The following is a 26,386-nucleotide window of genomic DNA, read 5'->3' on the forward strand; positions in this document are numbered from 1 at the left end:
CTGTCGGTCACGGGATTCCCGCCGGTGACCCGGGCACCGGCCCCGACGGCATGGTCGACGTGGCGCAGGCGGTCCTCAAGCGGCGCGGCTTGGCCCGGTCGCTGAGTGGAAACGTCAGGCGGACGTGGCAGCGCGGTCGGACGCGCCGCGCAGCACGCAGAATTCGTTGCCCTCCGGGTCGGCGAGTACTGCCCAGCCGGTGCCGTCGGGGTTCCGGTGGTCGGTGACGAAGGTGGCGCCGAGGCCCAGCAGGCGTTCCACCTCCTGTTCGCGCGAGGTCTCCGGGCGCAGGCAGAGGTGGATCCGGTTCTTGGCCGTCTTGGCCTCGGGCACCTGGTGGAAGTACAGCACCGGGCCCTCCGCCAGGAGCACCTGAGCCTCCGGGTCCCCCGGCTTGTGGTCCGGGTCCAGCCGGGCGCCGGTCACCGCGCTCCAGAACCGGGCCAGCTCATAGGCATCCGCACAGTCGATCGCCATGTTCTGCACTACCGAAACCATGCGCCCGACACTTCCCGATCTCCCCGCATGACGCCACCGATTTACGCCGTCCTCGTGCGTCGAGTGGTCGACTCGCGGTCGAGTTCCCCGCCCGATGTCATCCGGCGCGTACCCCTGGGTCTCGCGCTGGTGCGGCTCATGGCAGATCGGCCACGGTTCGGCCCGGGCGGCGTTGTCCTGGTCATGCGCGGACGGTACGTGGCGGGGAACGCCACGCGCGGAGGAGAGGCCGCCGCACACGCGGCGTCCCTGACGTGGCCGGTCGCAGAACCGCCCTAACCGTCCTCGCCCAGCACGACCACGTACGTGCCCCGTGCCGTCGTCCCGTCGGGGAGCAGCCACTCCGCCGTCAGTCGGGTCGCGACGTCGGAGCCCGGTGTCGCGGTCGGGCTCGACGTCAGGGTTCGGTGGAGCCGTAGCGTCAGCCGGGTTCCCGCGACTCGTACCCCTACGTCGGTGCCTTCGCGGTCGTCCTCCGCCCCCACGAGTTCCGCTTCCCCCTCGCTCCCCCGTCCGGCGGGCGAGACGGTGACCGTGAGGTCCCGGGTGTCGGTCTGCGACTGGGCCTGGGCCTGGGTGCGGCCGGCGAGCAGGGCGTACAACCGGTCCACGAGCACCGGGTCGTGGGCGCCGTCGTAGATCCAGCGCTTGCCGAGCACTCCGTGTTCGCAGGTGCCGATGAGCGCGTGCTCGGCGCCCGCCAGGGGGCCCGCGCGGTACGTCATGGGGACCAGGTACGCGGCCCCGTCGGCGTCCGTCACCGCCATGAACTCGATGCCGACCTCGCCCGCCGGGTCGTCGAGCCGGAAGCCCCCGGCCTTCGCGGGGCGCGGCTCCGTACCGGCGTACCACTCCCGGGTCGGCAGCCACTCGGTGAGCAGCTCCAGCTTCGTGGGCCGCAGGGTCGTGTGGTGGATGACGGCCATCGTGCGGTCTCTCCCTCGCCTTCGTGCCCCGGGCGCCCTCCGCGCGCGGGGCATTCGCAACGTAACAGACCATGCCGCGAGGTCACCGAGCGGGCCGGTTCGACCCGGCCTAGCCTGGAGGAGGAGTTGTCCCCGGCAGGCGGGAGGCCCGCCGTGAGGTGCTCACGCAGGTGTCGCGGGCGCGTCTGCGCCGCAGCCGCGGGAATCGCCGCTCTCGGCATCTTCGCCGCGCCGGTGGGCGCGGGTACGGCGTTCGCAGCCGCCGATCCACCCGCCCCCGCTCCGTTCGCGGCATCGGTCACGGCCTCGCCCTCACCCACTGCCTCGCCCTCGGCCCGGTCGGACTTCCCCCAGCTCACCCCCGCCGTCGCCGCCCGTCTCGACAAGGCGATCCAGGACGTCCAGAAGGAAGCCGGCGTGCCCGGTGTGACGGTCGCCCTCTCGGCTCCCGGAAAGGGCTCGTACGTCCGTTCCTTCGGCGTCGCCGACACGGCCACCCGCAGGCCGATGGACGCCGGTCTCTACATGCGCATCGGCAGCGAGACCAAGACCTTCACCGTGACCGCCGTGCTCCAGCTCGTCGACCGGGGCAAGGTGGGTCTGGACGACCCGATCTCCCGGTACGTCGACGGCGTACCGAACGGCGACAGGATCACCCTGCGTCAACTCGCCGCCATGCGCAGTGGCCTCTTCAACTACACGGCGGACGAGGGCTTCTACAAGGCGCTGACCGCGAACCCCCACCGTTCGTTCACGCCGCGGCAGCTGCTCGACTACGCCTTCGAGCATCCGGTCCAGTTCCAGCCGGGAGCCGAGTTCGAGTACTCCAACACGAACACGATCCTCCTCGGCCTCGTCGTGGAGAAGGCCGGCGGCATGCCGCTGCCCGACTTCATCCAGAAGAACATCCTCGACCCGACGGGCATGGCCCGGACCTCCTTCCCGACGGACGCCGCGTTCCCCAGCCCGCACGCCCACGGCTACACCGAGCAGACCGCCTCGGGGAAGCTGGAGGACGCAACCGACTGGAACCCGTCCTGGGGCTGGGCGGCCGGCGCGATGATCTCCAACCTCCAGGACATGCGGAACTGGGCCCGGGTGGTGGCGACCGGGACGCTGCTCACTCCCAGGACACAGGCCGAGCGCCTCAAGGTCTACCCGGGGAGCACCCCCGGCTCCGGATACGGGCTCGGCATCTTCGACATCCAGGGCTGGATCGGCCACAACGGATCCCTCCCCGGCTACCAGTCCCTGACGATCTATCTGCCGGAGCCGAAGGCCACCCTGGTCATCCTGCTCAACACGGACGTCGTGCACGAGGGCAGCGCGCCCAGCACCCTCTTCGGCAAGGCCGTCACCCGCGTCGTGACGCCGGACCACGTCTACGACATCCCGGTCCCGGCGGCTCCGTCGAGCGACAACCCCGAGCGGGACTGACCCGATGCGGGTCTGCTGCATTTCGCCTGTGGCTCGCAGCCGTGCCCCGCACAACGGGAGCAGGAATGACGCGGAGGCTCCGGGGGGTTGAAGTCGATGCCGCCGCCCGGCTTCCGGTAGTGGAGGTACGCGTAGCGGGTGGCGTACATCAGGTGCAGCGCCGCCCAGGACATGGACACCCCGCCGAGCGCCGTCGCGGCGGCGGCGTGGCTCAGGTCGGACCTTCCGACCAGGAGCAGTACGACGATGCCCGCGAGGCCGCCCGCGACGACGAACTGCTGCTCCGCCACGGCGATCCCCGTGAGCACGCCGAGCGGCCCGTGGGTGAGCGCGCCGACGAGCCGGCCGGCCGCCGCGCCGACGACCATGGACGCGGCGAGCCGGGGTACGGCGGCGAGCAGCAGCCGAGGGGGCATGACGGGGGCTCCCGGGCTCCGGGACGCTCCCGGGCTCCGGGACGGCCAGGGGCGAAGTCGGGGTGGTCGGAGTGGGCGGAGTGAGGACCGTCAGCCTTCCAGTACGACCACGGCCTCGTCCGTCAAGGTCCGGAAGGTCAGCGTCTCCTGGAAGTAGAGCTGGACGCTGGTCGCGTCGTGCCCCGCGTAGCCGATCGCCAGGTCCTGCCCGATGAGCAGTTCGAAGTCGCCGCCCCGGGTGGACAGGACGAAGCCGCCACTGAGGGCGGGGGCCCAGATCGGGGAGCCGTCCAGCATCCGTCCGAGGTGCGCGGCGATCGGATAGCCGTGGTCGGAGGTCTCGCTGACCGCGCGGTACTCGTCGGCGCCGAGGAGCAGGGCGTACGGGCCGTCCACTCCGGCGAGCCGCAGCGCGGTCAGCGCCCGGCTCACCGCGTCCGGGTAGTCGCGCGGTTCGGCGGGCAGCCGTACCACCGGGTTCGAGGAGCGGGCGCGCAGTCCGTCGACGCCGGCCGCCCCGTACCCGTCGAAGATCGTCCGGTCCTCGACGAACGCCATGGCGCGGGCCGCGTCCTTGACGGGCTGCCAGTCGGAGTCCTTGGCGCCGCGCTCGACGTCGTCCACGGCGGCCCTCGCCACGGTGAACGGCACCCTGAGTTCGACGAGCGGCTTCGCCTCGCGCAGGTGCGCCGTGACGCCGGGGGCGGGCGGGCTCATCTCGGTGAGGTGTCCGGTGCCGACGGCGGAGAGTTCCGGACCGGCCGGGTCGGGTACGTCGACGACCCGGCGTCCCGCGACGTTGCGGCGGAAGGTGCGGCGGGCCTCCTCCTCGATCTCGGCCCAGGCCGCCGGGGTGATCGGGGCGAGTTCTCGGTGCAGGTTGTTCGTGGTGAGTCCGTGCGGCGCGGGGGGTGTGGCGTCGGGGGTCGTCATGGGTGCTCAGGCTCCTTTCAGGCCGCCGATGCCGAGGGATTCCCCATGGCGGGCGGCGTCCGGCGGCGCGGCCGGCAGGTCGTCGAGGAAGTCGGCGCTCGGCACGAAGAAGAGGCCGCCGGTGACGGCCCTGGAGAAGTCGAGGATGCGGTCGGTGGTGCCCGGCGGGTCGCCGAGGAACATGTTGCGGAGCATCCGTTCGGTGACGGAGGGGGTCCGCGCGTACCCGATGAAGTAGGTGCCGAACTCGCCGCCGCCCACCTGCCCGAACGGCATGTTCGCGCGGAGGATCTGTCGGGACACACCGTCCTCGTCGACGATCGTGTTCAGGGCGACGTGCGAGTTCGCGGGTTTGACGCCGTCGGGCATCTCGACGTTGGACGCCTTGGACCGCCCGATGACCCGCTCCTGCTCCTCGACGGTGAGCGCGTCCCAGGCGCCCATGTCGTGGAGGTACTTCTGCACGACGACATAGCTGCCGCCGCGGAAGCCGGGGTCCTCGTCGCCGATGTGGACGGCTCCGGACGCCACCGCGCCCGAGGGGTTCTCGCTGCCGTCGACGAAGCCGAGGAGGTCGCGCTCGTCGAAGTAGGTGAATCCATGGACCTCGTCGACGACGGTCACGGCGCCGCGCAGCCGGTCCATGATCAGCCTGGCCAGCTCGAAGCAGATGTCCATGCGCTGAGCGCGCACGTGGAAGAGCAGGTCGCCGGGGGTGGCGGGGGCGCGGTGCCGGGGGCCGGTCAGAGCCGGGAAGGGGTGCAGTTCGCGGGGGCGGGGGCCGCCGACGAGCCGGTCCCACCCCTCCGACCCGATCCCCGCGACGCAGACGAGACCGGCGTCGCGCAGCCGGAAGGAGACGGAGCGGGTGAGGGACGACAGCTCTCGGAGGCCGTCCCTCACCGTGGTCTCGCCGCCCGGGTTGACGGTGGCCACCAGGAAGACGGCGGCCCGGGTGGGCGACGTGACGACGGGCTGGACGACGACCATGGCGCTCCCGGCCGGAAAGTGATCAGCAACGATCAACAAAAGGGAAGATAGGGACAGCGTCAGGGTAAGCGTGCACGATCGGACCCGCAGCCCGACGGGGAGGGCGCGGTGAGGGATTCGCGCGCGGGAGATGCGCGCGATACGGGTGCACCCGAGGCGGGCCAACGCGAGGGCGTGCAGAGCACCTCCGTCGAGGACTCCATGAGCATGGTCCACCTCTCCCTCGGCATGAAGCGCCCCGCGTCACCGCAGCTGCTGTCCGAACCGGCCATCGTCGCCGGCATGGCGCGGGCCGCGCTCCCCGACAGCGCCACCCCCTGGGAGTGGTACGTCGAGGACTACGACCGCATCCGGGACACCATGGCCAAGGCGCTCGACGGCTTCGAGGACTTCAACCGGCGGGTCCGCCTGCCGCTGGGATTCCGCATCAAGCAGCCCGCCCGCGAGCTGGTCTTCCTCACGCCGTCGGGCCGCGCCGAGTTCTCCGGTCCCCCGCTGCCCGACGTCGTGCCCGAGCCGGGCACCCTGGCGCTCGGCACCATGCGGTCCCACGACCAGTGGAACACCACCATCTACTCCGACAACGACCGCTACCGCGGCATCAAGAACCTGCGCACCCTCGTCTTCATGAACTGCGCGGACGTGCGCGAGCGCGGCATCGCCGACATGGGCCCCGTCGACATCACGAGCACCGCGAAGGACGGGAGCGAGCGGCATCTGAAGGGGTACCTGGCGATCCCGTACGACATCCCCCGGGGCTGCGCGGCCGGATACATGCCGGAGATGAACGTGCTGTGCGCGCTCGTCGACTACAGCACCCAGAGCGACCAGCCGATCATGAAGCACGTCAGGGTGAGGGTCCTCCCGGCCGCCTGACTCCCCGCGCCCCGTGACAGAGTCGTACCCGGCCGCCCGAACAGGCACGACCACCACACACCGTCGGAGCGGCGCTCCGGGGAGAGGAGCGAACCATGGGGAGAGTGACCGTACGGCGGCGCGTCCTGCGCGTGCGGGAGGGGGTCTCCTCCTACCGCCCCGACACCCTGGCCGCCGAGGAGCCGATGGAGATCCGCGTCGGCGGACGGCCGCTGACGGTGACGATGCGCACCCCCGGTGACGACTTCGACCTGGCGGCCGGGTTCCTGGTGAGCGAGGGCGTCGTGCACACGGCTGCGGACGTGGCCGGAATCCGCTACTGCGCGGGCGCCACCGCCGACGGCGGCAACACGTACAACGTGGTCGACATCGGCCTCGCCCCCGGTGTGGCCGCCCCCGACGCGTCCCTGGAGCGGAACTTCTACACGACCTCGTCGTGCGGGCTGTGCGGCAAGGCCAGTCTGGACGCGGTGCGCACCACGGCCGCCTGGTCGGTGGCCGAGGACCCGCTGCGCGTCGGTACGGACGTGCTGGCGGCGCTCCCGGACCGGCTGCGGGCGGCGCAGCGGGTGTTCGACACCACCGGCGGGCTGCACGCCGCGGGGCTGTTCACGGCCGAGGGCGAGCTGCTGTGCCTGCGGGAGGACGTGGGCCGGCACAACGCCGTGGACAAGGTCGTGGGCCACGCCCTGCGGGAGGGCCTCCTGCCGTTGCGCGGGTCGGTCCTCATGGTGAGCGGCCGGGCGTCGTTCGAGCTGGTGCAGAAGGCGGTGATGGCCGGGATCCCGCTGCTCGCGGCCGTCTCGGCGCCGTCCTCGCTCGCGGTGGACCTCGCGGCGGAGAGCGGTCTCACCCTGGTCGGCTTCCTGCGCGGTACGTCGATGAACGTGTACACGGGTGACGAGCGGCTCGAACCGCTGCCTGTGGCCTGACGGGCGCCCCTGCCCGTGGCCGGCCGGGCAGGGCGGGGCGCCCCTGAGGGTCGCCCCGCCCTGCCCGGGGAAGCCCCTACGGGTCCCCTACGCGGCGACCGCTCCGCTCTCCGTCGGCTCGGACTTCGCCCCGGTCCCGGCCTCGTGCTTCCGTACCGTGCAGTGCAGCGAGTCGTCGATCACGTCGGCCACGATCGTGTCGCCGGGGTCGGCCTCCCCGCCGAGGAGCAGCGAGGCGACACGGTTGTCCAGTTCCGTCTGGATCGTGCGGCGCAGCGGGCGGGCGCCGAACTCCGGCTGGTAGCCGTGGGCGACGAGGAGCTTCTTCGCCGCCTCGGTGACCTCCAGGGTCATGCCCTGCGCGTGCACCCGGTGCTTGCTGCGGTCCAGGAGGTGCTCGACGATCTCCGACAGGTCCGCCTCGGTGAGGCTGTGGAAGACGATGATGTCGTCGATGCGGTTGAGGAACTCGGGCAGGAAGCGCCCGCGCAGGTCCTCCATCAGCTCGTCCTTCAGCTCGGCGGCGTCGCCCTCGTGGGCGAGGATCCGGTGGGCGCCGATGTTGGACGTCATGATGACGACGCAGTGCCGGAAGTCGACCGTGCGGCCCTGGCCGTCGGTGAGCCGTCCGTCGTCGAGGATCTGGAGCAGCGTGTTGAAGACGTCGGGGTGCGCCTTCTCCACCTCGTCGAACAGGACGACGCTGTACGGGTTGCGGCGGACCTTCTCGGTGAGCTGGCCGGCCTCCTCGTAACCGACGTATCCGGGGGGCGCGCCGACGAGCCGGGCCACGGTGTGCTTCTCCTGGAACTCGCTCATGTCGAAGCGGATCATGCGGTCCTCGTCGCCGAAGAGCAGGTCGGCGAGGGTCTTGGCGAGTTCGGTCTTGCCGACGCCCGTCGGCCCGAGGAAGAGGAACGAGCCGACGGGACGGTTCGGGTCGCCCATGCCGGCGCGGCTGCGGCGGACCGCCTCGGAGACCGCGGTGACGGCCTCGTCCTGGCCGACGATCCTGGCGTGCATCTCCTCCTCCAGCTTGAGCAGCTTCTCCTTCTCGCTGGCGGTCAGCTGGGACACGGGGATGCCCGTACGGCGCGACACGATGTCGGCGATGTCGGAGGCGGTGACGGAGACGACGCCCTCGCGGCGTTCCTCGATGCCCGCCAGTTCGCCCTCGACCTCGGCGATCTGCCGCTTCAGGTCGGAGGCCTTCTCGAACTGCTCGGCGGCGACGGCCTGGTCCTTCTCGCGCCGCAGCTTGGCGAGGTGGTCCTCACGGCTGACGACCTCGGTGGAGCGGCCCGCGCTGCGCAGCCGTACGCGGGCGCCCGCCTGGTCCATCAGGTCGATGGCCTTGTCGGGCAGGAACCGGTCGCTGATGTAGCGGTCGGAGAGCTCGGCCGCCGCCGCCAGGGCGCCGTCGGCGAAGCGGACCTGGTGGTGGGCCTCGTAGGCGTCCCGCAGTCCTTCGAGGATCTGCACCGTCTCCTCGACGGTGGGCTCCGGGATCAGGACGGGCTGGAAGCGGCGCTCCAGGGCGGCGTCCTTCTCGATGTGCTTGCGGTACTCGTCGATCGTGGTCGCGCCGACGACGTGCAGCTCGCCGCGCGCGAGGGCGGGCTTGAGCATGTTGCCGGCGTCCATCGAGCCCTCGCCCGTCGCACCCGCGCCGACGACGGTGTGGAGTTCGTCGATGAAGACGATGATCTCGCCGCCGGCGTTCTGGACGTCCTCGATGACCTTCTTCAGGCGTTCCTCGAACTGACCGCGGTACTGCGCCCCGGCCACCATGCCCGACAGGTCCAGGGAGACGACCCGCTTGTCCTTCAGGGTGTCGGGCACCTCGCCCGCGACGATCCGCTGGGCGAGGCCCTCCACGATGGCGGTCTTGCCGACACCGGGCTCGCCGATGAGCACGGGGTTGTTCTTGGAGCGCCGGGAGAGGATCTCGATGGTCTGCTCGATCTCCTCGGCGCGGCCGACGACCGGGTCGAGCTTTCCGGCCTTCGCCTCCTCCGTGAGGTCCCTGCCGAACTCGTCCAACGTCGTCGCCGGCTCCTTCGCCGCCGCCGGGGCGCCGCCGTCGGGGCCGGCCGCCCGGTCCGTGAGCCCGCGCAGCTTCTTCACGTCGTGGTCGTCCGCGCCGAGCATCCGGGTGGCCCCCGAGTCGGCGTCGTCGAGGAGGGCGGCGAGGATGTGCTCGGGGCCGATGTACGACACGCCCGCCCGCTGCGAGCGGGCGTAGGCGGCGGCCAGGGTGCGCTTGGCCGCCGGGGTGAGTCCCGGCTCCGAGGAGGGCTCGCCGGACTCCCGGGGCAGCACCTCGTCGAGCTGCGCCGCGAGCGCCTCGGGGTCGACCCCGACCTGGGCCAGCAGCCTGCGCGAGGGGTCGACCCGGGTCGCCGCCCACAGGAGGTGCTCGGTGTCGAGGTCGGAGGTGCCGTCCTCGACGGCCTTGCGGGCGGCCAGGTTGAGGAGTTCGTGCGAGGACTCGGTCAGCAGACGCCCGATCGGTACGCGTTGCACGGCGGGTGGCGACGACGCCGGCGACATTCCGAAGAACCGGTTCAGCATGTCGCTGAACGGGTCGGACGAACCGAAGGGTGAACCGAACGCCATCGACATCTCAGCTCCAGGGACGCATGGGGGGTCGCCCCCACTCAAACGCGACGCCCCGGGCTCCGCAACCGGAACGAATGCCCCTGAATCCGGAGCCGCGACGGGGGTGCGGCCGGGCCGTGACGGGATCCCGGCGGGCCGCCGCCAGACCACGGGCGGGCATCCCGACGAAGCCCGGGAGGGGCCGCCGACCACCTCACCACTCCCCCTCGCCGTAGCACCCGCGCCGACACGCCCGCCCACCCCGTACGGCCCGCAATCCCGGGCTCCGGCGCGCGCCCGTCGACGATGGCACCATGACGTCCGCGAACCCCCCGCACACCCCCGGCCCGCAGGTCCGGGCCGGCAACCTCGTCCGGCGCCCCAAGCTGTGGCTCGTCCCCACCGTCCTGAGCTCCTTGGTCGCCCTGGGCCTCGCGTTCCTCTACATGGGCGGCATCCTCAACCCGAACGACAGCCTCCATCGACTGCCCATCGCCCTCGTCGACGCGGATCAGGGCCGGCCGCTGCCGGGGCAGAGCGAGAACCTGGGCCGGCAGATCACCGACGCCATCGCCGCCACCGGCTCCTCGAAGACCGACGTGGACTGGCAGCGGCTCGACCCCGCTCAGGCCCAGGACGCACTGGCCTCGGGGAAGGTCTACGGCGCCCTCGTCGTCCCGGAGGACTTCACCGCCTCCGTCGCGGCGCTGACCACGGAGCGGGCCAAGGTCCGGCCGACGCTCACCGTGCTCACCAACCCCGGGCTCGGCAGCCTGGGCTCGTCGATGGCGTCCCAGATCAACCAGGCCGCCGCCCACCAGGCCTCACTGACCCTCGGCAAGCAGCTCGCCGCCTCGCCCGCCACCGCCTCCGCCGACTCCACGACCCGGCTGCTGCTGACCGACCCGGTGAGCGTCACGACCCGGGTCGGCCATCCCATCGGCCGCCACAGCGGCCTGGGCCTCTCGGCCTTCTACTACACGCTGCTCCTGGTCCTCGGCGGCTTCATCGGCGGCAACCTCGTCAACAGCGGCGTCGACACCGCACTCGGCTACGCGGACAGCGAGATCGGCCCCTGGCACTCCCGCCACCCCACGGTGCCGATCAGCCGCACCCAGACGCTCGTCCTCAAGATGCTCATGACGGCCGGCATCTCGGTCCTCACCACCACGCTCGTCATGGTGGCCACGATCGTGATCCTCGGCATGGACGCATCGCACCTGCCGATGCTGTGGCTCTTCTCCTACTGCGCGACGACCGCCGTCGGTCTGGGCGTCCAGGCCATCAACGCCGCTTTCGGCGGCATCGGACAGCTCGTCTCCATGTTCGTCTTCATCGCCCTGGCCCTCCCCTCCTCCGGGGCGACCGTGCCCCTGGAGGCGACCCCCGGCTTCTTCCGCTTCCTGAGCATCTTCGAGCCCATGCACCAGCTGAGCGCCGGGGTGCGGTCCATCCTCTACTTCGACGCCCGTGCGGACGCGGGGCTGGCACGAGGCTGGGTCATGATCGCCGTCGGCGTCGTCCTGGCCCTGGCCTTCGGACTCGCCATGACGCACTACTACGACCGCAGGGGCCTGCGCCGCCTCACGCCGCAGCCGGCCTGATCAGGTGTCCGGCTTCGCGTCCGTCCGATCCGGCTACCGCCAGTCCTCCCACGGCGGCTCCTCCGACTCGTCGATGTCGTAGGGCGGCTCTTCGTCGAACGAGAAGGAGTCGGGCCCGGGACCGGCGGCGCTCGAAGCGCTCGAAGCGCTGGTCCCGGTGCCGGGGGCCTTGGCAGGAGCCTTGGCGGTGGCGGCCCTGGCGGTGGGCGCGACGGCCTTGTCAGCAGGGGCGGCGGCGGAAGGACTCCCCGCGCCCGCCCCTGCGCCGTGCTCCGCCAGCGCCTCCAGCACACCCTCGGCGTACTTCGTGAGCTTGGCCTCGCCCACGCCTCCGACGGTGCCCAGCTCCTCGACCGTCGTCGGGAGCAGCGTCGCGATCTCCCGCAGCGTCGCGTCATGGAAGACGACGTACGCGGGGACGCCCTGCTCGCGGGCCGTCGCGGCCCGCCAGGCGCGAAGGGCTTCGAAGACCGGCACGGCGGCGGCGGGCAGGTCGACGGGCACGCGGGCCCCCTTGCCCGAGCGCGAACCGGACTCCTTGCGGGAGGCGGCGGCCGGCGCCTTCTCCTTCCGCATCGTGACGGTGCGGCGCCCGCCGAGCACCTCGCCGCTGCCCTCCGTGAGGACGAGCGTCCCGTAGTCGCCCTCCACCGTGAGGAGCCCGAGCGCGAGCAGTTGCCGGACGACACCGCGCCATTCGGCGGTCCCGAGATCCGAACCCACGCCGAAGACGGACAGCCCGTCGTGGTCGAACTGGATGACCTTGGCGGTCTTCTTGCCCTGGAGGATGTCGATGATCTGGCCGGCGCCGAACTTCTGGCGCCGTTCCTTGGCCAGGCGCCACACCGTGGACAGCAGTTTCTGCGCCGCGACCGTGCCGTCCCAGGACTCGGCCGGGGTGAGGCAGGCGTCGCAGTTGCCGCAGGGCTCGCCCGCCTGCCCGAAGTAGGCGAGCAGCCGCACCCGGCGGCAGTCGACGGTCTCGCAGAGCGCGAGCATCGCGTCGAGGTGCATGCCCAGGGCCCGACGGTGCTGCTCGTCGCCCTCGGACCCGTCGATCAGCTTGCGCTGCTGCACCACGTCCTGGAGGCCGTAGGCCAGCCAGGCCGTCGCCGGTTCGCCGTCACGGCCCGCGCGACCGGTCTCCTGGTAGTAGCCCTCGACGGACTTCGGCAGGTCGAGATGGGCCACGAACCGCACGTCGGGCTTGTCGATGCCCATGCCGAAGGCGATCGTCGCCACCACGACGACCCCGTCCTCCCTCAGGAAGCGGGCCTGGTTCGCCGCGCGCGTACGGGAGTCCATGCCTGCGTGGTACGGCACGGCGTCGATGCCGTTCTCCACGAGGAGCGCGGCGGTCTTCTCCACCGAGGACCGGGAGAGGCAGTACACGACTCCGGCGTCGCCCTGGTGCTCCGTGCGGATCAGTTCGAGCAGCTGCTTGTGCGGGTTGTTCTTCGGGACGATCCGGTACTGGATGTTGGGCCGGTCGAATCCGGCGACGAAGTGCCGGGCCTCCTCAAGACCGAGCCGCGCGGCGATCTCCTTGTGCGTGGCCTCGGTGGCCGTCGCGGTCAGCGCGATGCGCGGCACCTTGGGCCAGCGCTCGTGCAGCATGGAGAGCGCCAGGTAGTCGGGCCGGAAGTCGTGGCCCCACTGGGCGACGCAGTGGGCCTCGTCGATCGCGAACAGTGACACCTTGCCGCGGTCGAGGAGCCGCTGCGTGCCCTCGGTCCGCAGCCGCTCGGGGGCCAGGTAGATCAGGTCGAGCTCGTCGGCGAGGAAGGCCTGCTCGACGGCCTGCCGCTCGTACGGATCCTGCGTCGAGTTGAGGAATCCGGCCCGCACCCCGAGGGCCCTGAGCGCGTCCACCTGGTCCTGCATGAGGGCGATGAGCGGCGAGATCACCACGCCGGTGCCGTCCCGGACCAGGGCGGGGATCTGGTAGCAGAGCGACTTGCCGCCACCGGTCGGCATCAGGACGAGGGCGTCGCCGCCGTCGACGACCTGCTCGATGATCTCCTGCTGCTCCCCTCGGAAGGAGCTGTAGCCGAAGACGCGGTGGAGCACCCGCGCTGCGTCGGAGATCTCGGCGGATTCGTCGGTGAGGACCATTCGTCAAGCCTATAGGCCGGGAAGGACACTCCGGCCGGGTCCGCCGCGACCTGTGGACAACCACCCGAGGCAACGCCCGGGGCGCGTACGACGTCTTTCAGGCCGGCACCACCGGGTGGGACCTTCCCGGCCGGGGGAACAGGACAGGACACACGATGAGCGACAAGGCCCGCACCCTCTTCGACGCGCTCGACCTCGACCGGGACGGCACCCTGACGCGTACCGAGGTCATCCTCGCGCTCCAGGCCAAGGGCCCGACGCTCGCGGCACAGGGCGTGATACCGCTCTGGGGCGTGGGGAACGCGGACGACGCCTCGGCCCTCTTCGACGAGGCGGACCTCAACGGCGACCGCGTGCTGAGCTTCGAGGAGTTCGCCGGCCTGGTGAACCGCCGCTTCGGCTGGTGACCCGGACCTCCGTACGGCCGACAGGGCGGCACCGCGCGCTGTGACGCGGTACCGCCCTGCCGTCGCCTGCCATGTACTGCACCGGGCTGCTCGTGCTGCACCGGCTGCTCTGTACCGCCCGGGGCCGCCCCGTACCGATCAGGAGATCTCGGGGAGCACCCCGGCGACCGGCGCGGCCAGGTCGGTGAGCTGGCGGAGCTGGTTGAGGTCGTTCACGCGGTTGAGCCCGCCCAGCTGACCGGCGATCCCGGGAAACTGCTCGCGGGACTCGGCGGGAATCCCGGTGGTGGAGATGGCGTCGAGCTCGCTGATCGGGTTGATCGGCGGGCCGAGCGGGCTGGTGGTGGCGACGGCCTGGGCCGCGGAGGCGCCGAGGCAGGAGAAGGCGGCGGCCACGGCCAGTACGGAGGTGATGCGTCGGGTTGAAGTCACACCCTCACAACGGCCCGCCCGGCCGACGGACACGGCTCCCCACCCGTACGGGCCGCCCGACGCATCCCTGACACGGCCGCCACAGCTCCCGTACGGGCCGCGAGACCTCCCCTACGGGCGGCCCCGGATCCCCTACGGGCCGCCCCCCATCCCCTACGGTCTCCTCCCGTACGGAATGTCACGCCTCCCGTACGGGGTGCTTGCTCAGGATCGAGACGCGGTTGAACGCGTTGATGGTGATCGCGACCCAGATCACCGCGGACAGCTCGTCCTCGTCCAGCACCTCGCGGGCGTCGTCGTAGGCCCGCTCCTGCGCGCGGGCGTCGGCGGGGTGGGTGGTGGCCTCCGCCAGGGCGAGCGCCGCGCGCTCCCGGGGCGTGAACAGCTCGGTGTCCCGCCAGGCGGGCAGCACGCCGAGGCGGCGCGTCGCCTCGCCCGCGCGGAGCGCGGCCCTGGTGTGGACGTCGAGGCAGGAGGCGCAGCCGTTGATCTGTGACACCCGCAGGTTGACGAGTTCCACGAGGACGCGGTCGAGACCGGCCTCCGCGGCCGTCGCGCGGACGGCGTCGGCCGTCCTGACGAGGGCCTGGTAGGCCGCCGGACTCTGCTTGTCGAGGTAGATCCGCCGGCCGCCACGGGCCTGTGTCACGTCACTCACGATGCGCTCCTTCGGCGATCCCGTGCGCGTCACGGGTTCTGGGGCTATGATCACCCATAATTGTTGAAAACGAAACTACATCGCCTTGTGCGAGAGGGGTCGGGCATGCACGACACCGAGGTCGAGATCCTCACCGCCCGGGACGTACCGCTGGGCGGACCGCGCGCCATGACCGTACGACGCACCCTGCCCCAGCGGTCACGCACGCTGATCGGCGCCTGGTGCTTCGCCGACCACTACGGCCCCGACGAGGTCGCGGAGTCCGGCGGCATGGACGTCGCTCCCCACCCGCACACCGGTCTGCAGACGGTCAGCTGGCTGTTCAGCGGCGAGATCGAGCACCGCGACAGCCTGGGCAGTCACGCGATCGTACGGCCCGGCGAGCTGAACCTCATGACCGGCGGCCACGGCATCAGCCACACCGAGGTCTCCACCCCCGGCACCACCGTCCTGCACGGGGTGCAGCTCTGGGTCGCGCTGCCGGAGGAACACCGCCACACCGAACGCGACTTCCGGCACCACGCCCCTGAGCCGGTGCGTCTCCACGGCGCCGAACTCCGGGTGTTCCTCGGCACGCTGGCCGGCGACACCTCCCCGGTGCCCACGTTCACCCCGCTCCTCGGCGCCGAACTGCTCCTCGACGCGGGCGCCACCCTCACCCTCACCGTCGACGCGGCCTTCGAGCACGGCCTGCTGGTCGACGAGGGAACCGTCCTCGTCGACGGCGCACGGGTACGTCCCGCCGAACTGGGCTACGTCGGCACCGGACACGAGACCCTGACCCTCACCAACGAGTCCGACCGCCGGGCGCGGGCCGTCCTGCTCGGCGGCACGCCCTTCGACGAGCGGATCGTCATGTGGTGGAACTTCATCGGCCGCAGCCACCAGGACATCGTCGAGGCCAGGGACGCGTGGGAGCAGGCCTCCGAACGCTTCGGCCACGTCGACGGCTATCCCGGCGACCGCCTCCCCGCCCCGATCCTCCCGAACGCGGCCCTCACACCGCGGGGCAACCCGCCTCGCGGCTGACCCGTAGCCCCCCTCTCTCTCCCCCACCCCTCTCCCCCACCTCGACGAATCAACGAAAGGCCCGCCATGAGCGAGCAGGAGACCACCCCCAGGAACACCCCCGTCGTCCGGCACGTCGAGCCCCGGCACCGCTACGAGATCCTGGTCGAGGAGCAGCGCGCCGGCCTCACGGCGTACCGCGACCGCGACGACCGGCGCGTCTTCTTCCACACCGAGATCGACGACGCGTACGCGGGCCAGGGCCTCGCCTCGATCCTCGTCGAACAGGCCCTCACGGACGTACGCGCCTCCGGGATGCGGATCGTTCCCGTCTGCCCCTACGTGGCGAAGTTCCTGAAGAAGCACGAGGAGTTCGCGGACATCACGGACCCGGTGACCCCCGAGATCCTCCAGTGGCTGGAAGCCCGCCTGGCCCGCTGACCCCAGCCTCCTCGGGAACCCCGACCGGCCCGGGGATCCGGGCCGGTCCCGTCCGTCCTGTCCCGGCGGAGTCGTACGCCGGGGTAGTGCGCCCGCCGTGATCCTTCGCGCTGGTGGGCGCGCTGGGTCGTGCCGTAGAGGGGTGCGTCCCGCCCGCCCATGCTGGGCAGCATGACGAAGCAACTGCCCTGGGGCACGGCCGTGGTCATCGGCGGGAGTTACGCGGGGCTCGTGACCGCGCGCGTCCTGGCCGACTTCTTCGACAAGGTGCTCGTCCTGGAGCGCGACACCGTGGACGCCGACACCGGCAGCCACCCGGGCGCGCCGCAGGGCTTCCACGCGCACGCGATGCTGGCGAAGGGCGGGGAGGTACTGGAGAAGCTCTTCCCCGGGCTGCGCGAGGAACTGCGCTCGGCGGGCGCGCCGGTCTTCGACTACGGGGAGGGGATCGACTTCCTGCTGCCCGCCGGCACGGCGCCGCGCACCCGCACGGGCGTGGAGATCCAGACGTTCACCCGCGACGAACTGGAACGGCGGCTGCGGCGCAGGGTCCTCGGCCTGCCGCAGGTGAGGCTGATGGCGGGCACCTCGTGCACGGGCCTGCTGCGCGACGGAAGCGGCCGGGTCAGTGGAGTGACGTACCGAGGCCCGGACACCGCCCTGGACCACACCCCTGACCCCACCCCCGACACCACTCCTGGCCCCGCCCCTGACCACTCCTCCCGCCCCACCCCTCCCCCTGTCTCCACCCCCACCTCCACCCTCGCGGCCGATCTGGTCGTCGACGCCTCGGGACGTTCCAGCTCCCTGGAGGAGTGGCTGCGCGGGTTCGGGATCGCGGTGCCCGAGCGGCGGACGGTACGGGCGAGGGTCACGTACACCTCGATGAACTTCGACCGGCCGGAGGAGGGGCACCCGGACTTCTTCATCGCCTACCAGATGCTGTTCGCGCCACGCGTGGCCCGTGCGGGGGTGATGCTGGCCGTGGAGGGCGGCCGGTGGACCTGCTCGCTGTTCGGGTTCGAGCAGCAGCCGCCGACGGACGACGCCGGCTACCTGGAGTTCGCCCACGCCCTGGACAACCCGCACCTGGCGGAGCAGTTGACCCGGCGGTCCGCCCAGGGGCCGACGTACCGGTACACCAACGTCGACAACCGGTGGCGGCCCTACCACCTCGTCAAGGACTGGCCGGACCGGCTGATGGCGGTCGGCGACGCCGTCTGCGTCTTCAACCCCGTGTACGGGCAGGGGCTCACCGTCGCCGCGATGGAGGCCGAGATGCTGCGGGGGACGCTCACCCGGCAGCGCGCGGCGGGCCGGGCGCTCGACGGTGTCGCACGGGACTTCCAGCGGCGCGTCGGCCGTCTCGTCCTCACCCCGTGGACGCTGTCCACCAACTCGGACCTGATGTGGAACCCCCGACGGCAGCCGGCCGGCGCCCGGTTCGCCCACTGGTACAACACGCGGTTGTTCCGGGTGGCGGTGCGGGACGCGGCGGTCTGGTCGCGTTTCGTACGGGTGGTCAACATGACGTCCTCCCCCGCCCTCCTGTTCCATCCGGTGGTCGTGGCGAAGGTGCTGGCAACCGCTCTGGGCCATCGGGCACCGGACTCCGGAGCGAAGAGGCAGGGACCGGGATAATGGGACCCCTCGGGCTCCCCGGACACATGGGGTCGCGGCCCGGCCGACCGGGAGAGACGGACAAGGGATCGATGACACTCGAAGAGGGCCGGCGGGTGAGGCTGGCGACGGACCTCGGGCTGTCCGGTGCGGTCACACGGGCCGAAGGGTCCGCCACTGAGGCGGAGGCGGGTCCGGGAGAGGCCACCTTCGCCGGATTCCTGGCGCTGGCGGCGGGCCTCGAAGGCACCGTCGAGCGCGTGGACACCCACGAGAAGCGGCAGAGCGACGGCGCCCGCGAGTACGAACGGCTCAAGTCCCTCCTGGACGACTTCGGGCACCAGATGCCGCCGGGGAGCCGGAACCAACTGGAGGAGCGGGTCGGCGCCCTGGAGCCCGAATGGACCGCCTACCGGCGGGATCGGACCCGGGTGACCGTCCGCGTCCGCTTCGACAACGGATTCGTGCTCGACGAGGCCCCCGAGGACGTCTTCACCGAGTCCTGACCCCGTACGGCTCGGGCGGCGGCCAGCCGCCGGGGTACGGCACGCGCAGCGTCTCGGGCGGGACCGGGCTGTGGTCGGCGGCGGCATGGAACCGGCCGTCGCGCAGGACGGTCGCGCCGCTGGCGAGCATGCTCGTGACCAGGTCGGCGGCGAGCGCCTCGGGGCCGACGCCGAGGAGACGCGCGGCGTCGGTCAGCCAGGCGCGGGCGTGCAGATACGGCTCCACCTCGTCGGCCGGGATGCCGCCGCGGATCATCAGGGCGAACGCGAAGATACGCCGGGCCCCGTACCGGACCGCTCCTTCGGGGTCGTCGACGAGACGCCGTCCCCGTCGCAGCGCCGCCGCGAGGGCCCTGGCCGGGTCGGCGGGGACCGGGCCGTGGGACGGCAGGACCACACGGGGTGCGAGGTCGGCGAGCCGCTGGAGCGAGGCGAGTGCGGTGGTGGCCACGTCGGGCCCGTCGAGGGCGAGGTTGACCCAGCCGACGTCGTGGTCCGAGAGCGCGTCCCCGACCACGAGGAGCCGCTCCTCGGGCTGCCACAGGGCGAGATGGCCCGGGGTGTGCCCCGGCGTGCGGACGACCTCCCAGTCCGTGTCGCCGAGCCGGAGGACCTGGCCGTCGTCGAGGGCCACGTCGACGGTGTACGGGGGTACGGGCTGGTCCAGGTACTCGGCGGAGCAACAGCCCGCGTCCCGGCGGGTGATGGCCTCCGCCTCGGGGGCGCCGGCTGCGATGGCGGCTCCGCCGGCCTGGAGGAGGGCGTTGCCGCCGACGTGGTCGGAGTGCCAGTGGGTGTTCACGACCAGGTCGACCCGGCCGGCCCGCCCACGGACCCAGGCGGCGGTCTCCTCGGCGTGACCGACGAACCCGCTGTCGATCAGGGCGGGTCGACGCCCGTGCAGCAGGATCGTGTTGGCGTTCGGGAAGGGCCGCTCCCACCAGGTCAGCCAGGACGGCGGTGCGGGGCGGGGGTTCATCGGGGGCTCCTGATCACGAGGAGCATCCTCGCACCGAGGGGCGGAGGACGGCCAGAGCGACCGTAGCTGGGACCCATCCGGTCGAGGGCGGCGAGCGCCGCGAGGACTCCGGCTCCAGGTCGGCCTGTTCGGCCCGCAACTGGCGCAGAATCCGGTAGTGGTTCCGGTACGGACCGGGTATCGCCGACCGGACGACGAGGAGCCGCCGCCTCCCCTCACCACCCCGGGGCTCCCGCCGGGCCTCGGCGACCGCCTGCCGCCGGACCTCCGCCCCCAGGGCCTCGTCGCGGCGCGGCCCGTCGAGGGCGTTCCGACACTTCGCCGGGGAGAGCCGTACGGGGTGCCACCGACACACACAGTGAGCGCCGACCCCACGGATTCGCGATCCACCGCCGAACGCCGGCCCGGCGTCCCCGGCCGGGTCGGGCGGTCCGCCGGGGCGGCGAACTCCCTGTCGCTCTGCGGCCGGTGCCGTCCAGCAGAGCCGTCGCCTTCACCACCCCTTCATGGAGGACCAGGAACCCACACTTCCGGAAGGACGGCCCACCTCACGAAGGGGCGGAGCCCGGCCCCAGGAGACGAACGAGGGGCCGTTTCAGATCGCTCTGAAACGGCCCCTCGAATTCCGACTCTCTCAAGTCGGGACGACAGGATTTGAACCTGCGACCCCTTGACCCCCAGTCAAGTGCGCTACCAAGCTGCGCCACGTCCCGGTGCCCGTCTGACCTGGGGTTTCCCCTGGCTGAACGCGCATGAGAACAATACCGCACTTTCCCCGGTGGTCACGAACCCCTTTCCGGGCGCCTCGGACGGCAGGACATGCGCAGGGGTGTGCGTCACTCTCCGTAGCGCTTCCGAGGCGCGGCGCATCGGGTGGAGCGGCGACCGGGGGACTTCCGGGATGAACCGTCTTGGGTACGGAAGGGGCCCGTGTGGCGAACAGGAGGTTTCATGGGCATATGCCGGAGAGTCCTTTGCCGTTGGCATGTGGCAGAAAAACGCTTAAGCGGAATCCCGTGCTCATCGACCCCAGCAGGGCGGGACCGCCGGAATCACAGTCGCATCCGATCGTCAACCGTTCGGGTTTCGGACAAATCTCGTGGCGATATTGCTCCCTCCTGGAAAGATCAACACCATGAAGTGTCGGCCTGTTCGGGACGGGACCACTGCCGATGCACCACCTGGCCGGACGACCGACCAGGCGTTTCGCAGGGGAGGAACTCGGATGGACGGCTACTTCAGCAGTCGACTGCATCATCAGCTCAGGGAGACGGTCCGCGACTTCGCGGAGCGGGAGGTCCGTCCGCGAATAGCCGAGATGGAGGCGTCCCGGACGGTCCACCACGAGCTGTCCCGGCTGATCGCCGAACAGGGCTGGCTGGGCGCGACCATCAACCAGGAGTACGGCGGCATGGGCGCCGGGCATCTGGCCAAGACGATCATCATCGAGGAGCTGTCCCGGGTCAGCGGCGCCATGGGCGCCATGGTCCAGGCCTCCCAGCTGGGCACCGCCAAGATCGTCCACTTCGGCAGCGACGAGCAGCGCAAGACCTGGCTCCCGGCCATCGCCGCCGGCGAGTGCCTGCCGACCATCGCGGTCACCGAGCCCGAGTCCGGGGGCCACGTCCTCGGCATGACCGCCAGCGCGGTGCGGGACGGCGACGACTACATCCTCAACGGCAGCAAGGTCTTCGTCGGCAACAGCCACGTCGGCGATCTCCACGGCGTCGTGGTCAGAACCGGCCCCGGTTCGAAGGGACTCACCGCCTTCCTGGTCGAATCCGATCGCCCCGGCTTCAGGACCGGTCCGCAGCAGGAGGCCATGGGTCTCCACGGCTTCAGCTTCGGCGAGCTGATCTTCGAGAACTGCCGGATCCCGGCCGCCAACCGCCTGGGCGACGAGGGCGACGGCCTCTCCGTCGCGTACTCCTCCAGCGTCCTGTACGGACGGGCCAACCTCACCGCCGTCTCGCTCGGCATCCACCAGGCGATCCTGGACGAGACCACCCGCTTCGCCTCCGAGCGCATCCGCTACGGCAAGCCGCTCCACGACCTCCCCACGGTCAAGCTGAAGCTGGGTCAGATGCAGTCCCGCCTCATGACCGCCCGGCTCTCCGCGTACCATGCCGTGCACCTGCTCGACCAGGGACTCTCCTGCGACGCCGAGCTGATGAACGCCAAGCTCGTCAACGTCGAGTCGGCGATCGACTCCGGGCGCAACGCCATGGAGATCCACGCCGCCGCCGGCCTCTTCACCGACCGCGCCATCGAGCGCTACCTCCGGGACGCCCACCACATCTTCGCCCCGGCCGGCACCTCCGACATCCAGCTGCTGCGGCTGGCCGAGGTCGCCCTCGGCCAGGACAAGGGAAGCTGGTCGGAGCGGCTGTCCGAGCTGGTCCGCACCCCGGCCCCGGAGCCCGTCCACGCCTGACCTCCGCACCCCGGACCCCGTACCCGTTCACACCCCACCGCGCCCCGGACCCGGCACCCGTCCGCGCCCGACCCCCGCGCGTCGCGCCTCGACATGCCGGGAGCCCCGATACGGCCGATGCCGTACCGGGGCTCCCCGCGTCCCAAACGTGTCCCGGACGCCGACGGTCAGAACATACCGTCCTCGCGGCGGTTGATCTGCTCCATCAGCTCCGCCGCCATGGTCTTGATCGTCTCCAGTCCGGCGCGCCCCCACGGCCGTACGTCCGTGTCGACCACGCAGATGGTGCCGAGCGCGACGCCCGTACGGTCTATCAGCGGCGCCCCCATGTACGAGCGGATGCCGATCTCGTCCACGACCGGGTTCCCCGCGAAGCGCGGGTAGTCGCAGACGTCCTCAAGGACCAGTGCCTTCCGCCGCACGACCACGTGCGGGCAGTAGCCGTGGTCACGGGCCATGAACCGGCCGACACCACCGGCGCCGGCCGCGGCGGCACCGAGGTCGCTGCCGGAGTGGGTGCCCTCCGGGGTGTGCAGGCCGGCGAAGAACTGCCGGTTCTCGTCGATGAAGTTGACCATCGAGAACGGGGCACCGGTGACCTCGGCGAGGCGGTGGGCGAACTCGTCGAACGCCGGTTCCGGCCGCTCACCGAGACCGAGTTCGCGCAGCCGCTGCACACGGGCGGGCGCGTCCTTGTCGACGGGCGTCAGCAGGAGGTGACCGGTCGGGTCGTACGTCATGGCGTGGCTCCGTAGCTCGGCGCGGCGGCCGGGAGGGTGGTGAGCAGATGCTGGACGAGGGTCAGCAGGGTGCGGATGCCGGAGCTGGAGATCCGGGCGTCGCAGAGGACGACCGGCACCTCCGGCTTGAGGTCGAGGGCGGACCGGATCTCGTCCGGTTCGTAGCGGTAGGAGCCGTCGAACTCGTTGACCGCGACGACGAACTGGATGCCCCGCCGCTCGAAGAAGTCCACGGCGGAGAAGCACTCCTGGAGCCTGCGGGTGTCGGCGAGGACGACCGCTCCGAGCGCTCCCTCGGAGAGTTCGTCCCACATGAACCAGAAGCGCTCCTGGCCCGGGGTGCCGAAGAGGTAGAGGACGTGGCGGTCGTCGAGCGTGATGCGGCCGAAGTCCATCGCCACGGTCGTCGTGGTCTTGGACTCCACGCCCTCCAGGCTGTCGGTGGCGGCGCTGACCGAGGTCAGCAGCTCCTCGGTGCTCAGCGGTTCGATTTCGCTGACCGCGCCCACGAGGGTCGTCTTGCCCACGCCGAATCCGCCCGCCACCAGGATCTTGAGCGCGGTGGGGAAGGCGTCGGTCGTGGCACTGTCGTGGCGCTCAGAGCCGTTGTCGTAGGCCATCGAGCACTGCCTCCAGCAAGGAACGGTCGGTTGGGTTGGCGTGGAATCGGGGGGCGCGGGCGGTGATCGCCCCGCAGTCCACGAGGTCGGAGAGCAGGACCTTGGTGACCACGGCCGGAAGCCGTAAGTGCGCCGCGATCTCCGCCACCGAGGTGGGCCCGCCGCACAGCCCGAGGGCCAGGCTGTGCTCGGGACCCATGTGGGCCTGGGGTGACGAGCCGGTCGCCATCACCATGGACAGCAGGTCCAGGGCGGTGGTGGGCTGGGTACGGCCACCACTGACCGTGTACGGGCGGATCAGCCGGCCGGCCGCGTCGTCGAGCCAGGGCCCATCCTGAGGGGACGTCACCTTCACCGGCCGCGGCCACCGACCGCGCCGGCCGCCTGCCGCGCCGGGGTGACCAGATACGGCCGGACGCTCTTGACGAGCATCGCCATCTCGTATCCGAGGACGGCCGCGTCCGCCTCGCGCCCCGCGAGGACCGCGAGGCAGGTGCCGGAGCCCGCCGTGGAGACGAACAGGAGGGTGGAGTCCAGCTCCACGACCACCTGCCGCACCTCGCCGCCGTCACCGAACCGGGCGCCCGCGCTGCGCCCGAGCGAGTACAGCCCGGAGGCGAGCGCCGCCATGTGGTCGGCGGCGTCGGGGTCGAGACCGTGCACGGACTTCACGAGGCCGTCGGAGGAGAGCAGCACCGCGTTGCGGGTGTAGGGGACCCGCTGGACCAGGCCGCTCAACAGCCAGTCGAGATCCGAGGAATGGCCGGTCGGCACATTGCTCGCCATGGTGATCTACTCCTTGTGCGCGTCGCCTGGACGCAGCGATTCATGGGGGGCGGGCTGGGACTCGGCGAGACCGATGCCGCGTTGGAACGCGGCCATCAAGCCGGGGTCGTGCAGGGCGTGCTCCTCGGGCTTGCGGGCCACGGGTTCGTCGCGCAGCTGCGGGACGATGTGCTCCTGGGCGCGCCGCTTGGGGAGCAGGGGGCGGCCGTTGGACTCGGGCGCCGGGGGCAGCGGCGAGAGGAGCGAGGCGGGCGGACCCGAGCGGTCGGCGCCGGCGGGCTGTGCCGGTACGGCGGGCGCGTGGCCGGAATCGCCGTAACCGTCGGTCGCCGGCGCGTGGCCGGACTCCCGGTACCCGTCGGTCGCGGGCGCGTGGCCGTAGTCGTCGGTCGCGAGGGTGCGGCCGGACTCGCCGTAGCCGTGGGCCGAGGGGGTGTGGCCGTGCTCCCCGTAGCCGCTCGGAGCGGTGGTGCGGTCCTGGTCCCCGTAGCCGCTCGGAACGGACGTACGGTCCATGTCCCCGTAACCGCCCGTGGCGGACGTACGGTCCACCTCGCCGTACCCGCTCGCGACGGAGGTGCGCTCGGGGTCCCCGTAGCCGCCGGTGGTGCGGGTCGGGTCGCCGTACGCGCCCGGCTGCGCACCGTTCCCCGCACCCGTACCCGGGTAGGCGAGCGGGGCGGGGGTCTCCTCGTGGCGGGCGGCGGCCCGCTCCGGGGAGGGCGTGGACGGCGGTACGGGTACCGTGCCGGCCGTGGGGCCCATGACCAGGGGCGCGGGCACCTGGGGGTGTGCCGAGGCCGTCACGGGCGTGGCGGGAGCGGGCTGCGAGGGTGTCGGAGGCTGCATCTGCACCTGGTTCGGCGGGACCGCGGAGGAACCGGCGGTCGCGGCGGCCTGGCGCTCGTGCTGCGCCAGCCCCTCCGGGTCGGCGCCGAGGAGGCCCTGCGGGAGGACCAGGACGGCCTGGACCCCGCCGTAGATGTTGGACTGGAGGCGTACGTTGATGCCGTGCCTGCGGGCCAGCGCCGAGACGACGAAGAGTCCGATGCGGCCGTCCTGGAGCAGGTGCGCGACGTTGACCTGGTCGGGGTCGGCGAGCAGGGCGTTCATCTTGTTCTGCTCGGTGACGGGCATGCCGAGACCGCGGTCCTCGACCTCGATCGCGAGTCCGGCCGTGACGTACTGCGCGCGGAGCAGCACCGTGGTGTGCGGCGCGGAGAACAGCGTGGCGTTCTCGACGAGTTCGGCGAGGAGGTGGATGACGTCGGCCACGGCATGGCCCCGGAGCGTACCGTCGATCGGCGGTACGAGCTTCACACGCGGGTACTGCTCGACCTCGGCGATCGAGGAGCGCAGCACCTCGGTCATGGTGACCGGGTTCGACCACTGGCGGCGGGAGATGGCGCCACCGAGGACGGCGAGGTTCTCGGCGTGACGGCGGATGCGGGTGGCCAGGTGGTCGACGGTGAACAGGCCCTTGAGCAGGTCGGGGTCCTCGACCTCGTTCTCCAGCTCGTCGAGGAGCTGGATCTCGCGGTGGACGAGGGACTGCAGGCGCCGGGCGAGGTTGACGAAGACCTCGACCTTCTGTTCGTTTCCGACGCTGCTGGAGAGCTTCGACGCCTGCACGACGGCAGCCACGGCGGCCTCGTGAGAGCGCGTCAGTTCCTGGGAGAGCAGGTCGAACTCGTCGCCGCCGGAGCTCGTCGGCAGCGCGGGGCGGGGCGGGATGCCCTCCCCCTTGCGCAGTTGCTCGAGGACCGTGCGCAGTTCACCCTGTCCGACCGCGCTGGAGCGGCGCAGGGCGTTGCAGCGGTCGAGCACCGCCTTGGCGGCGCGGTCCGCGCCGAGCGCAGCGGCGGTCACGGAGGCCACCGTGAGGGCGGCGGCTCCGGTGAGCGCGGCCCAGAGGCCGGGGGTGGGGCTGGCGCCGGTGGAACGGATCGTGAAGAGGATGGCCGCCGCCCCGCCCAGTGCCACCGCGACGGCGGGGAGCACGGAGGTGCGCAGGAGTTGGGGGCGTATGCGGGCTTCCGTGGTGTGCGGCGCGGGGGGCTGTGCCGGGGGGGTGCTGGGGGTGCCGGGGGCGGAGCGGGCGCCTGGCCGGCCGTGCCGCCCGCCCTCGCGTCGATCGGACCGCGAGGCGGGTGCGCGAAGTTGAGACATGAGTGTCCTTGGTACGTGCCCAGGAATCGGCGTTGCGGGGGTCGCTTACGTACTTCTTCGGTGGGTGGAGACGGAGGGGGTGGAGACGGTGGTGCGATGAGCCTACCGATGATCACCGACCACACACTGTAGTCGTCAACCATTCATGTGCGGTGCGCAGTTGGCAAACTTACCTGTTGACCTGCCCGCTCCGGTATCACCCCTCGTACGACCGGCTGAGAAGCATCGGCCGAAACTCGACGACGCGGCGCGGCAGTC

At 71.7% G+C, this 26,386-nt stretch carries 24 protein-coding genes, 1 tRNA gene and 1 pseudogene; 10 read left to right on the plus strand and 16 right to left on the minus strand.

Translation table 11 applies throughout. The features are described 5' to 3' along the window. Positions 1 to 114 precede the first annotated feature (114 nt). Positions 115 to 498, minus strand: a complete 384-nt coding sequence (locus ABT154_RS16960; protein WP_351857617.1) for a VOC family protein — start codon at positions 496 to 498, stop codon at positions 115 to 117. 275 nt (positions 499 to 773) lie between these two features. Further along, positions 774 to 1,424, minus strand: coding sequence for a maltokinase N-terminal cap-like domain-containing protein (locus tag ABT154_RS16965; RefSeq protein WP_351857618.1), 651 nt, complete (start codon positions 1,422 to 1,424; stop codon positions 774 to 776). Between the two features lie 153 nt (positions 1,425 to 1,577). On the opposite strand from ABT154_RS16965, the gene ABT154_RS16970 reads away from it, so the two are divergent. Further along, positions 1,578 to 2,861 carry a serine hydrolase domain-containing protein gene (locus ABT154_RS16970; protein WP_351857619.1) on the plus strand — a complete coding sequence of 428 codons (1,284 nt, stop codon included), beginning with the start codon at positions 1,578 to 1,580 and terminating at the stop codon, positions 2,859 to 2,861. On the opposite strand, the gene ABT154_RS16975 is transcribed toward ABT154_RS16970, so the two are convergent. From ABT154_RS16975 to ABT154_RS16985, 3 genes are all read right to left on the minus strand, one after another. Next, positions 2,807 to 3,277, minus strand: a complete 471-nt coding sequence (locus tag ABT154_RS16975; protein ID WP_351857620.1) for a DUF1345 domain-containing protein — start codon at positions 3,275 to 3,277, stop codon at positions 2,807 to 2,809. The two genes, ABT154_RS16970 and ABT154_RS16975, sit on opposite strands and share 55 nt — an antisense overlap. A gap of 90 nt (positions 3,278 to 3,367) precedes the next feature. After that, entirely contained in the window at positions 3,368 to 4,210 is an 843-nt protein-coding gene (locus ABT154_RS16980; RefSeq protein ID WP_351857621.1) for a family 1 encapsulin nanocompartment shell protein, read from the minus strand. A gap of 6 nt (positions 4,211 to 4,216) precedes the next feature. After that, entirely contained in the window at positions 4,217 to 5,200 is a 984-nt protein-coding gene (locus tag ABT154_RS16985; RefSeq protein WP_351857791.1) for a Dyp-type peroxidase, read from the minus strand. Positions 5,201 to 5,362: 162 nt separating this feature from the next. On the opposite strand from ABT154_RS16985, the pseudogene ABT154_RS16990 reads away from it, so the two are divergent. Both ABT154_RS16990 and fdhD read left to right on the plus strand, forming a co-directional pair. Then, positions 5,363 to 6,076, plus strand: a pseudogene (locus tag ABT154_RS16990) (molybdopterin dinucleotide binding domain-containing protein); the annotation flags it as partial. A gap of 95 nt (positions 6,077 to 6,171) precedes the next feature. Further along, positions 6,172 to 7,008: a formate dehydrogenase accessory sulfurtransferase FdhD gene (fdhD, locus tag ABT154_RS16995; protein WP_351857622.1), complete on the plus strand. Its 837-nt coding sequence runs from the start codon at positions 6,172 to 6,174 to the stop codon at positions 7,006 to 7,008. Between the two features lie 87 nt (positions 7,009 to 7,095). Here fdhD and ABT154_RS17000 read toward each other — a convergent pair whose 3' ends face one another. Beyond that, complete coding sequence (locus ABT154_RS17000; RefSeq protein ID WP_351857623.1) at positions 7,096 to 9,633, minus strand: ATP-dependent Clp protease ATP-binding subunit; 2,538 nt, start codon at positions 9,631 to 9,633, stop codon at positions 7,096 to 7,098. Positions 9,634 to 9,923: 290 nt separating this feature from the next. Here ABT154_RS17000 and ABT154_RS17005 point away from each other — a divergent pair, with 290 nt between their 5' ends. Then, entirely contained in the window at positions 9,924 to 11,213 is a 1,290-nt protein-coding gene (locus ABT154_RS17005; protein ID WP_351857624.1) for a YhgE/Pip domain-containing protein, read from the plus strand. A gap of 33 nt (positions 11,214 to 11,246) precedes the next feature. On the opposite strand, the gene recQ is transcribed toward ABT154_RS17005, so the two are convergent. After that, a complete protein-coding gene (gene recQ, locus ABT154_RS17010) occupies positions 11,247 to 13,328 on the minus strand; it encodes a DNA helicase RecQ (RefSeq protein WP_351857625.1) in 2,082 nt (693 codons plus the stop codon). Positions 13,329 to 13,483: 155 nt separating this feature from the next. Between recQ and ABT154_RS17015 the strand changes: the two genes are divergently transcribed. Next, positions 13,484 to 13,735: an EF-hand domain-containing protein gene (locus tag ABT154_RS17015; RefSeq protein ID WP_332436869.1), complete on the plus strand. Its 252-nt coding sequence runs from the start codon at positions 13,484 to 13,486 to the stop codon at positions 13,733 to 13,735. Between the two features lie 138 nt (positions 13,736 to 13,873). Here ABT154_RS17015 and ABT154_RS17020 read toward each other — a convergent pair whose 3' ends face one another. Then, positions 13,874 to 14,167: a hypothetical protein gene (locus tag ABT154_RS17020; protein WP_317876157.1), complete on the minus strand. Its 294-nt coding sequence runs from the start codon at positions 14,165 to 14,167 to the stop codon at positions 13,874 to 13,876. A gap of 178 nt (positions 14,168 to 14,345) precedes the next feature. Next, positions 14,346 to 14,825: a carboxymuconolactone decarboxylase family protein gene (locus tag ABT154_RS17025; protein ID WP_351857626.1), complete on the minus strand. Its 480-nt coding sequence runs from the start codon at positions 14,823 to 14,825 to the stop codon at positions 14,346 to 14,348. 105 nt (positions 14,826 to 14,930) lie between these two features. Between ABT154_RS17025 and ABT154_RS17030 the strand changes: the two genes are divergently transcribed. The 4 genes from ABT154_RS17030 (at position 14,931) to ABT154_RS17045 (ending at position 18,400) form a co-directional block, all read left to right on the plus strand. Beyond that, complete coding sequence (locus ABT154_RS17030) at positions 14,931 to 15,854, plus strand: pirin family protein (RefSeq protein WP_351857627.1); 924 nt, start codon at positions 14,931 to 14,933, stop codon at positions 15,852 to 15,854. Positions 15,855 to 15,920: 66 nt separating this feature from the next. Then, a complete protein-coding gene (locus ABT154_RS17035) occupies positions 15,921 to 16,274 on the plus strand; it encodes a GNAT family N-acetyltransferase (RefSeq protein ID WP_317876154.1) in 354 nt (117 codons plus the stop codon). Between the two features lie 171 nt (positions 16,275 to 16,445). Then, positions 16,446 to 17,915, plus strand: coding sequence for an NAD(P)/FAD-dependent oxidoreductase (locus tag ABT154_RS17040; protein WP_351857628.1), 1,470 nt, complete (start codon positions 16,446 to 16,448; stop codon positions 17,913 to 17,915). A 71-nt stretch (positions 17,916 to 17,986) separates the two neighbouring features. After that, positions 17,987 to 18,400, plus strand: coding sequence for a hypothetical protein (locus ABT154_RS17045; protein ID WP_351857629.1), 414 nt, complete (start codon positions 17,987 to 17,989; stop codon positions 18,398 to 18,400). Here the strand turns inward: ABT154_RS17045 and ABT154_RS17050 are convergent. Both ABT154_RS17050 and ABT154_RS17055 read right to left on the minus strand, forming a co-directional pair. Further along, positions 18,387 to 19,379: an MBL fold metallo-hydrolase gene (locus ABT154_RS17050; RefSeq protein ID WP_351857630.1), complete on the minus strand. Its 993-nt coding sequence runs from the start codon at positions 19,377 to 19,379 to the stop codon at positions 18,387 to 18,389. The genes ABT154_RS17045 and ABT154_RS17050 overlap by 14 nt on opposite strands. 639 nt (positions 19,380 to 20,018) lie before the next feature. Then, positions 20,019 to 20,092, minus strand: a tRNA-Pro gene (locus tag ABT154_RS17055). 512 nt (positions 20,093 to 20,604) lie between these two features. Between ABT154_RS17055 and ABT154_RS17060 the strand changes: the two genes are divergently transcribed. Further along, positions 20,605 to 21,813 (plus strand): acyl-CoA dehydrogenase family protein, encoded by a 1,209-nt coding sequence (locus ABT154_RS17060; RefSeq protein WP_351857631.1) that lies wholly within the window; start codon positions 20,605 to 20,607, stop codon positions 21,811 to 21,813. A 167-nt stretch (positions 21,814 to 21,980) separates the two neighbouring features. Here ABT154_RS17060 and ABT154_RS17065 read toward each other — a convergent pair whose 3' ends face one another. From ABT154_RS17065 to ABT154_RS17085, 5 genes are read right to left on the minus strand one after another with little or no spacing between them, the layout of a single operon-like run. Continuing rightward, complete coding sequence (locus ABT154_RS17065; protein ID WP_317876149.1) at positions 21,981 to 22,553, minus strand: GAF domain-containing protein; 573 nt, start codon at positions 22,551 to 22,553, stop codon at positions 21,981 to 21,983. Continuing rightward, positions 22,550 to 23,173 (minus strand): GTP-binding protein, encoded by a 624-nt coding sequence (locus ABT154_RS17070; protein ID WP_317876148.1) that lies wholly within the window; start codon positions 23,171 to 23,173, stop codon positions 22,550 to 22,552. Before ABT154_RS17070 ends, ABT154_RS17065 begins: the two co-directional genes overlap by 4 nt. Beyond that, positions 23,151 to 23,522, minus strand: coding sequence for a DUF742 domain-containing protein (locus ABT154_RS17075; RefSeq protein WP_351857632.1), 372 nt, complete (start codon positions 23,520 to 23,522; stop codon positions 23,151 to 23,153). Before ABT154_RS17075 ends, ABT154_RS17070 begins: the two co-directional genes overlap by 23 nt. Before the next feature lie 2 nt (positions 23,523 to 23,524). Further along, positions 23,525 to 23,959, minus strand: a complete 435-nt coding sequence (locus ABT154_RS17080) for a roadblock/LC7 domain-containing protein (protein WP_056562465.1) — start codon at positions 23,957 to 23,959, stop codon at positions 23,525 to 23,527. Positions 23,960 to 23,965: 6 nt separating this feature from the next. Then, entirely contained in the window at positions 23,966 to 26,128 is a 2,163-nt protein-coding gene (locus ABT154_RS17085; protein WP_351857633.1) for a sensor histidine kinase, read from the minus strand. Positions 26,129 to 26,386 lie beyond the last annotated feature (258 nt).

This window comes from Streptomyces sp. NPDC001728, assembly GCF_040297565.1.
Lineage (GTDB): Bacteria > Actinomycetota > Actinomycetes > Streptomycetales > Streptomycetaceae > Streptomyces.